The organism is Rhodospirillales bacterium (assembly GCA_016872535.1).
Taxonomy (GTDB): domain Bacteria; phylum Pseudomonadota; class Alphaproteobacteria; order Rhodospirillales; family 2-12-FULL-67-15; genus 2-12-FULL-67-15.
This window is the reverse complement of the sequence record VGZQ01000012.1, coordinates 38,420-47,942: the sequence shown is the minus strand read 5'-3', so window position 1 is coordinate 47,942 and position 9,523 is coordinate 38,420. Positions and strand designations below refer to the sequence as shown.

The 9,523-nt window shown below is 62.6% G+C and carries 6 protein-coding genes; all 6 read left to right on the top strand.

Going from position 1 to position 9,523, the window contains the following annotated elements; genetic code table 11:
- The first annotated feature begins 823 nt into the window (after window positions 1–823).
- The gene (locus tag FJ311_04050; protein ID MBM3950608.1) at window positions 824–3,088 is read left to right on the top strand and encodes a flagellar hook-basal body complex protein; all 2,265 of its coding nucleotides are present in this window, start codon (window positions 824–826) and stop codon (window positions 3,086–3,088) included.
- Between the two features lie 167 nt (window positions 3,089–3,255).
- Window positions 3,256–4,380 (top strand): flagellar basal body P-ring protein FlgI, encoded by a 1,125-nt coding sequence (locus FJ311_04045; protein MBM3950607.1) that lies wholly within the window; start codon window positions 3,256–3,258, stop codon window positions 4,378–4,380.
- Entirely contained in the window at window positions 4,380–4,700 is a 321-nt protein-coding gene (locus FJ311_04040) for a hypothetical protein (protein ID MBM3950606.1), read from the top strand. The genes FJ311_04045 and FJ311_04040 overlap by 1 nt, the downstream gene beginning before the upstream one ends.
- A 38-nt stretch (window positions 4,701–4,738) precedes the next feature.
- Window positions 4,739–5,188, top strand: coding sequence for a flagellar protein FlgN (locus FJ311_04035; GenBank protein ID MBM3950605.1), 450 nt, complete (start codon window positions 4,739–4,741; stop codon window positions 5,186–5,188).
- Between the two features lie 27 nt (window positions 5,189–5,215).
- A complete protein-coding gene (flgK, locus tag FJ311_04030; protein ID MBM3950604.1) occupies window positions 5,216–7,423 on the top strand; it encodes a flagellar hook-associated protein FlgK in 2,208 nt (735 codons plus the stop codon).
- A gap of 11 nt (window positions 7,424–7,434) precedes the next feature.
- Window positions 7,435–9,519, top strand: a complete 2,085-nt coding sequence (locus tag FJ311_04025) for a hypothetical protein (protein ID MBM3950603.1) — start codon at window positions 7,435–7,437, stop codon at window positions 9,517–9,519.
- The last annotated feature ends 4 nt before the right edge of the window (window positions 9,520–9,523 follow it).

The following is a 9,523-nucleotide window of genomic DNA, read 5'->3' as shown; positions in this document are numbered from 1 at the left end:
TGCTGCGCGCGCTGGCTCCCGAACCGGGCGTAATGCTGCTCGACGAGCCGTTTTCCAATCTCGACGCGACGCTCCGGGTGCAGGTTCGCGCCGATACGCTCGGTCTGCTCAAGGAAACCGGCGTCGCGACCCTGATGGTGACCCACGACCCCGAAGAGGCGATGTTCATGGCCGACCGGCTGCTGGTCATGAACGACGGTCGCATCATCCAGGCGGGAACGCCGCTCGATATTTATTTCCGCCCCGCCAATTCGTTCGTCGCGTCGCTGTTCGGTCCGCTCAACCGAATCGAGGCCGTCGTCCGCGACGGACGGGCGAATACGTTCATCGGTTCCTTCGCCGCCTCCGGAATCGCGGACGGAACCCCGGTCGAGGTGCAAATACGACCCGAAGCCCTTATGCCGCGCGCGCCAGTGCCGCCCGCAACCGAGCAGCGCCCGGTGATCCCGTCGCCAATCCCGCTGACGGTGCTTGATATCCATCCCATCGGCCGGGCGAGTTTCGTCCGCTTCGCCGGGCCTGGCGGCGAGCGGATGGACGCGCGCATACCCGGCGTCTTCCGGGCGGTACCGGGCAGCGACGTCGAACTGACCATCGATCCGGCGCGCAGCTTCGTTTTTCCCCGCTAGGCAATAAATTCCAGCCCGGTGCGACGCCCGTTGACCGCGCTTAAGCGCGGCTGATCAAAGTCGTTCCACTTCAATAGGTTAGATAAGTCAAAAGCTGGCATTCCGTTTGCTTCATTCCAACCGGATCAGACCGTCCGCGGCGTGGGAGTCCTCCCTTCCGCCGTGGCCGGCCGCGATCCACAGGAGCCATCGCCATGCCCGTCTACAGCGCATTCGCCCCCAGCATTCTCGGCCTGCAAAGCCAGGCCCAGAGTCTCGGCACCATCAGCCAGAATATCGCCAACGCTACCACCGGCGGCTACAAGCGCACCGAAACGCGCTTCCAGACGGTCTTGAGCGAATCCCTGCGGAACCAAAGCGATCTTGGCGGATCCCGCCCGATCGACGTGCAAATGATCGATAACCAAGGGGTCGTGCTCACCACCACCCGTGACCTCGATCTCGCCATTGTCGGCGATGGGTTCTTCGTGGTCAGCACCGCGATTACGGGTGGCGAGACTTTCTATACCCGCGACGGTTCGTTCGAAATAAAAGTGGGAGCGCCCGTCACCAGCGGCACGACCACCACAACTCCCGGTTATCTGGTCGACAAGAACGGCTATTACCTGATGGGTTGGGCGCCCAACGCGACAACCGGGGTGTTCCCCACCTCGGGCGCGGTGCAGGCGCTGCGCGTCGACGCGGACAATTTCGCCAACACGTTCACCGCTACCACCAAGGTCGATTTGGGAGTCAACCTGCCGGCCTCGACGACGTTGATACCGGGGACCCGGCGGGTCGATACCGTTACCTTTGCCGGCACCATCGAGGCGGGCGACGTGTATTCGATAACGGTCGGGGGTGCGACATATTCCTACACCACCACCGGCGGCGAGGCGAACATCAACGCCGTGCGCGACAACCTGATTTCGCAGATCAACGCCGCGGCCGGCGCCCCCGTCACCGCCAGCATCGGCGGCACCGGAGTGGTTCAGCTCTCGGCCAAAACCATCGGCACCGCGTTCACCGCCACGGCAAGCGCGACCAACGGCGGCGCCACCGCCGACAACACGGCCACGCCCGCAACCGTCACCGCCAATGTGACCGCCGCCGCCGCGCACGCCACCGCCGTATCCAACGCCGATTCCGGCTCCATCCCGAATGGCTATCACAGCTATTCGATTTCGGTGATCGATTCCGCCGGCAACCGTCAGCCGGTTCGGCTTAATTTCACCCGCAGCGACGAGAATACGTGGCAGGTGTCCGCCACCCATAGCCGAACGCCGACCGCGCAGGTCGACACCATTACGCTCGCCGGCGCCGTCGAACCCGGCGATTCCTATTCCGTGACGGTCGGCGGTACGACCTACACCTATACCCGCTCCGGCGCGACCACGACCATCGATACTGCGCGCGACGCCCTGGTGAGCCAGATCAACGCCAATACCAACTCCACCGTCACCGCAGCGGCTGGCGGGACCGGCGTGCTGACGTTGACCGCCAAGACCGCCGGTACTGCTTTTACGGCTTCTGTCAGCGCCACCAACGTCACCAGCACCGCCGACAATACAGCCAACGGCGTTAATATCACCGCTGCCGCCCCCGGCGTGGCGCAAGTGGATGACGTCACCATTGCCGGCACCATCGAAGCCGGAGACTCCTATTCGATCACCGTCAACGGCACGGTTTTCACTTACACCTTGACCGGATCCGAATCCGGCATCAACGCCGTCCGCGATGCCCTGATTGCCTCGATCAACGCCGACGCCGCCCTGCCCGTCACCGCGTCGGCCAATGGCGCTGGCGTCATTCGCTTGACCGCCGATGCCGTCAACACGCCGTTCACACGCACTCAATCCGCAACCAACATCGGCGGTGGCGCCGCCAACACCGCCAGCCGGACAACCACCACCGCCAACGTCACCAACACGACCACAACTGCGTCGACTACCCTGACTTTTTCCGGGAAGGGCGCGTTATCGTCCCCGACGTCTCCTATCTCCTATTCCCTCACCTTCAACGGCGGAACCACGGGTAGTTTCACCCTCGACCTGTCGACCACGACCCAATTCGACACCGGCTTTACGGCCCTTAGCCAGAATTCGGACGGGTTCGAAAAATCGAACCTGGGCGGAATATCCTGGGACCAGGACGGATTCCTTGTCGGCACTTTCAGCAACGGCAACAGCCGCCGCCTCTATAAGCTTCCGCTTGCCTACTTCACCAGCCCCAACAACCTGACCATGCGCAACGGCATGGTGTTCGAGGAAAACGAAGCGTCCGGCACCCCGCGCATCGAGGATCCCAACACCAACGGCAAGGCCCTGTTCGCCGCCGGCGCGGTCGAGTCGTCCAACGTCGAAATTGCCGACGAGTTCTCGCGCATGATCCAAACCCAGGCGGTCTACAACGCCAATGCGCTTGCGTTTCGCACCAACGACGAGTTGACCGTGACGATACGCGACTTGGTCCGGGCCTAGGCTGGGCGCGGGGTGGACCGGTAAAAATTGCCGGGAGGTTGAAAATGGCCAGCGTCAGATCGAAAAATGATCCCATGAAGCGACAAAAAATGTTTTTATTCCAACTAGTTACATTAATCCGGACACTGGCACGAAATTGGCAGGGATACGACCGCAGGAGCCCATCCATGATCCGCCGCTTCACCCTAGGTCTTGTCGCGTTCGTCCTGGCGTTCGCTCCGATCCTCGGTTCCGGACCGGCGTCCGCGTCGTCGCGGATCAAGGACATCGTCGATTTCGAAGGGGTGCGCGAAAACCAGCTGGTCGGCTACGGCCTCGTCGTCGGCCTCAACAACACCGGTGATTCGCTCAAGACCGGCCATTTCACCAAGCAGAGCCTGCAATCGATGCTCAACCGGCTCGGCGTCAAGCCGACCGACGCTGGACTCGATTCGAAAAACGTCGCCGCGGTGATGGTGACCGCGAAGCTGCCGCCGTTCGCGCGTCAAGGCGCCCGTCTCGACGTGCGCGTCAGCGCGCTCGGCGATTCCAAAAGCCTGCTCGGCGGCACGCTGCTGGTGACGCCGCTGCTCGGCGCCGACGGCGAAGTCTACGCCGTCGCCCAGGGCACGCTCACCGTCGGCGGCTTTGCCGCCAGCGGCCAAGCCGAAACCGTGACCAAGGGCGTGCCGACCTCGGGGCGGATCGCCAACGGCGCCATCGTCGAACGCGAAATCGCCTTCAAGCTCGCCAATCTGAGCCGCGTGAAACTCGGGCTGCGCAATCCGGACCTGACCACCGCGCGGCGCGTCGCCCAGGCGATCAACGCGTTTCTCGGCACGGACGCGGCGCGGCCGAGCGACCCGACCACCATCCATCTTCTGGTTCCGGAAAATTATATCGGCAATGTCGTCAACCTGCTGACCGACATCGAACAGTTGCGCGTCGAACCCGACCAGGTCGCCCGCATCCTCATCGACGAGGCGACCGGGACCATCGTCATGGGCGAAAACGTGCGTATCTCCACGGTCGCGATCGCGCAAGGCTCGCTCACCATCCGCATTACCGAGGCGCCGCAAGTATCCCAGCCGGGTCCCTTCGCGCAAGTCGGCACCACCACGACGGTGCAGCGCACCGATATCCAGGTCGAGGAAGGCGCCGAGCGCCAACTCGCGGTGCTCAATCAAGGCGTGACGTTGCAGGAACTGGTCAACGGTCTCAACGCGCTGGGCATCGGCCCGCGCGACCTGATCACCATACTGCAGGCGATCAAGGCGGCCGGCGCCATGCAAGCCGATATGGGAGTGCTGTGATGAGCCTTGAGAACGCCGTCACCTTCCAGGCCGAACAGCTTTTCGTTAACAAGCCGGTTGCGCCGTCGCTCGGCAAGAAGGCGAGCGAGGAGCAGGCCAAAAAAGTCGCGCGTGATTTCGAATCGTTCTTCATCGCCCAGATGCTGCAACCGATGTTCCGCGAGGTGGATCCGGCGGAGCCGTTCTCGGGCGGACCGGGCGAAGAGATCTGGCGCGGATTCCAGGTCGAGCAGTACGGCAAAGCCGTCGCGCGCTCGGGCGGAATTGGAATCGCCGACATGGTTTACCGCGAAATTCTCAAGGCCCAGGAATCGCGTTGAACGGCGACTCGTCAGAAGCAATCTCCAGGAGAATCCTTATGGATATCAACAAACGCCTCTCCGAACTGATCGCGATCTCCGGGCAACTGGCGGACGTGCTCGAGCAGGAAAACGCGGCGCTGACCCGTTACGAGCGCGGCAGCCTCCCGGCCCTGCTCGAGGAAAAGACGCGCCTGGGGCGCGCTTACGAATCGCGCATGGAAACTCTCGGCGACGACCCTGCCGCCATGGCCGAAGCCGACCCGGATCTCGGCGGGCGCTTGCGCGAAATCGGCGCGCGGGTGCGGGATCTGATTGAGCGCAACGCGCGGTTGCTCAAGATCGCCATCGAAGCCAATCGTCGCGTCGTCGATCTCATCGCCGAAGCGGTCAAATCGAGCGCGCCGGGACCGGCGATTTACGGCGTTCGCGGCCGAAAAGCCGCGGCGGCGGCCGGCGCGCGCGGAGCTCCGAAAAGTCTGCCGATCACCCTCGATCGGTCGTTGTAAAAATTCCGCGACGGAAGGCGGATCGACATGGCCGGCGATATTACCCTCGCGCTGCGAACGGTCCAGAGCGGCTTGCTCACCAGCCAAGCCGCGCTGAATACCGTCGCCAACAACATCGCCAACGTCAACACGCCGGCGTATTCGCGCAAGATCGTGAATCTGGAAACGCGCGTGGTCGGCGGCGCCGGCGCGGGTGTCCAGATCGCCGATATCGGCCGCCGGGTGGACGAGGGCCTGCTGCGCGCCATGCGCCGGGAAAGCAGCCTGTTCCGGCGATTCGACAGCCAGATCGCGATATTCGAGCGCCTGCAGGATGCGTTCGGCGCGCCCGGCAACAACAATTCGCTCGCCCATATCACCCAGAAGTTCGTGGATGCCGCCGAATTGCTGGTGGTTTCGCCCAACCGCTTGATCGAACAGAGCAACCTGGTGCGCTGGGGCCAGCAGTTGACCGATTCACTCAAGTCCATGACCGCCACGATCCAGGATTTGCGCCTGCAGGCCGACATCGCCATCGGCGAGCACAAGGACCGGATCAACGGACTGATCACCCGGATCAGCGACCTCAACGATTCCCTGATTGCCAACTCCTCCACCGGGCGCGACGTATCCGATTTCAAGGACCAGCGCGATCAGGCGATCGACGAACTCGCGTCGATCATCGACATTCGCTACTTCTTCCGCTCGGACGGCGATGCCGTTATCTACACCACCAACGGGCGTACGCTGGTCGACAAGATTCCCGGAGTGCTGTCGCACGACGTCGCCTCAACCATGTCGGAAACGCTCAGCCATGCCGGCGGCCAGATCGACGGCCTCTACATCGGCGACAAGGTCGCCGGCAACGACCTGACCAATTCCATCCAGGGCGGCAAGCTGAAAGGCTTGATTGATGCGCGCGATCAGGTTCTGCCGAAACTGCAAAGCGAGCTGGATCACTTCGCCGCGATGATCCGCGACGTGGTCAATCAGGTGCACAACCGGGGCATGCCCTTCCCCGGCATGCAGACCATGACCGGCACGCGGACTTTCATCGAACCGGGGTCGCAAACGATCCGGCTTGATCCGACCGGCTCGGTCGACGACGTGACCATCGTGCTGTTCGATTCGAGCGGCAATCAAAGCCAGGTCTCGACGCTCAACACCATCATGACCAGCGTGACCGCCAGTCTTGGCGCGCAGGCCAGCCGCGGCCCCTGGACGATCAACAACGTCGCGACGAAACTGCAGGACTGGCTGCGCGACAACGGGGCGTCGACCGCGACGGTGGCGGTCAATTCGAGCGGCAAATTGGCGATCGAGCTCAACCAGCCGTCCCTCAGCCTCGCGTTCCGGGACCAAACCGCGACCGCCAACGGCAGCACCCACCAGGACGCCGAAATCGGGTTCGACGCCAACTTCGACGGAACCGTGGATCAGACGGTTTTTGGATTTTCCAATTTCTTCGGGCTTAACGACTTCTTCGTCGACAATCTCGCCGATAACGTCCATGAATCGGACGTCATCACCGGCACATTTTCTTCGGGTGCCGCGACACTGGTGTTCCGCGACTCGACCGGCGCGCTGACCGGCAGCCCGCTTGCGATTCCCGCCGGCACCAGCCTGCAAGGCATCGCCGACCTGATCAACAATAACGTTCCCAAGCTCGACGCCGCGTTGGTGCCGGACGGCGCCGGCTACCGGCTGCGAATCACGCACGAAAACGGCAGCAGCTTTACGCTCACCCAAACGGCCGGCACGCTCTTAAGTACTTTGAACATGCACATTGCCGACATCCGCACCGCATCGGCCCTGGCCGTCCGTTCCGACATCGTTCTGACACCGTCCCTGATATCGCGCGGGACCGTCCAGTGGGATTCCAACCTTGGCGCCTCCGGCCTCTATTACGCCAGCGCCGGCGACGATACCTCGGCCCTGCAGCTCGCCCAGGCCCTGAACGCCAACACAACCTTCAAGACCACCGGCCATCTTGGCGGAATTACCGTCAATTTTACGGGCTACGCCGCGCAAATTCTGTCCGAAAATGCCAATCGCGCCGACAACAACACCGCCGACGCCGAAATGAGCAAATCCTTGTTCGAGTCCCTCAAGACAAAGTCGGATAACGAGCGCGGCGTCAACCTCGACGAGGAGATGTCCTCGCTGCTCCTCTACCAGCAGTCCTATTCGGCGGCAGCGCGCGTCGTCAACGTGATCCAGCGCATGTTCGAAGCGCTCAACAACATCGTCACCTGACGGAGAGCTTCATGGCCCGCATCGCCACACTCGCCACCAATAACGTTCTCATCAATCACCTATTCGACGTCAATCGACGCCTTCAGAACGAACAAATTCGACTGTCGACCGAAAAGGTGTCCCAGACCTACAGCGGCATCGCCGCCGATTCGCAGCGCCTGGTCACCTTCGAGAACTCCGTTGCCGCTCTCCGCCAATTCGTTACCAATAACGAAGCCGTTCAAACGCGGCTCGACATCGCATCTTCCGCGCTGGAGGCGATTCAATCGACCATCAAAGATTTCGAAGGCGAATTGCTGCGTTTCCAGTCGTCCGCGGTCAAGGATCGCGTCGCCGCCGATCATCTGCAGAACGCCGCCTTCCGCGCGATGGCCAATCTGTCGACGTACCTCAACACCGAGGCCGACGGCCGGTTCATTTTCGCCGGAGGCCGGGTCGACCGCCAGCCGGTCGAACTGCCGTATTCAAACCTGGCCGCGTTCCAGGCGACCTTCAACGGCTCCACCGTCACCTACCCGACCACCCGCAGTGCCCAGCTTGAAAACTTTTCCCTGGCCAAGGACGGCAACAACGTCACCAACTGGCTCACCTTCCGGCGCGACAACGGCGCCTCGCCGCCGCTTGGACGGATTACCTCGGCCACGGCGCAATTTGCCAACGTCGCCGTCGGCAGCACCATTACCATCTCCGGAACCGCGAGCAACAACGGCACCTATACGGTCAAGGCCGTGGGCGGCGGCGGCACCACCATCGATATCGTGACCGAGATGCTGACCGACGAGACGTCGGTGCCCATCTCCGTCACCTATCCGAATCCCAACCAATCCAACGCGACGATAACGCTCAATACCACCGCTACCTTCAACCGGGCCAACGGCACCATCACCTACAGCGGCAGCGATCTGGCGGCCATACCCGCCGGCTCGGCCATCACCGTTGCCAATTCGGCGAACAACAACGGCACCTACACGGTGTCCTCGAATTCGAGCAGCGTTATCACCATCGTCCAGAAGAAGCTGACCGACGAAGGGGCCTCGACGGTTTTCCAGAACACGGCGGGTGGCACCATCACCTTCACCGACGTGGGCGCCGCCGGCACGGACACCATTACCTTGCCCGCGGGCACGGTCGCCGGCCTTTCACCCGCGCCCACGGCCGGAACGACGTTCAAGATCACCGGTACCGGCGCCACCGACGGCACCTACACGGTGGTCAGCGTCGCTGGCGACGTCATCACCGTCGCCGAAAACATAGCCGCGACCACCAATACGACCGACAACGCCGCCACCATCGTGTTCGGCCCATCGGCCTATTTCCAGTTCGCCGCGGCCGCGAACACCATCACCTTCACCAACAACACCGCACCGACCAAGGACACCATCGCCTCGACCGTCGCCGGCGCCTTCAGCAGCCTGAAAGCCGGCATGCAGGTCAAGCTGACCGGCAGTTCCAGCACCAACGGCGACAACGACACCTATACGATCGATTCCGTTTCCAGCGACGGCAGAACCCTTACCATCAAGGAGGATCTGCCGGCGGCGACCGTGACCGACGCCACCGACATCATCAATTTCCTGGTCATGACCGCACCCGGCACCATCGCCGCCACACCCTATTACCGCGGCGACGCCATCAACCTGTCGCACCGCCCGAGTACGCAGCGCGAGATGGATTGGGATTTGACCGCCGCCGATCCCGCTTTCGAAAAGGCGTTTCGCGCCATGGGGCTGATCGCCCAAGGCGCCTTCAACAGCGAAGGCGGACTCGATCAAAATACCAGCCGCGTCAACCAAGCCTTGTATCTGGTGCGCAGCAGCCTTTCCGTCACGGTTACCGGCACGCCGCCGTTCGGCACCGAGGAGATCGGCAGCATCGAGGCGGTTACGCAACGCATCGGCTACAAGCAAGTCCTCCTCAAGGAAACCAACGAGGTCCATGTCTCGTTCCGAGGCTTCCTGGAGACGCGGATGAACAAAATCGAGAACATCGACCGCATCGAAGTTATGATGAATATCCTCGACGACGCCCGTACCCTGGAAGCGTCTTATCAAGCGCTCGCGCGGATACGCGAACTGACGCTCGTCAATTTCCTCTGAGCGG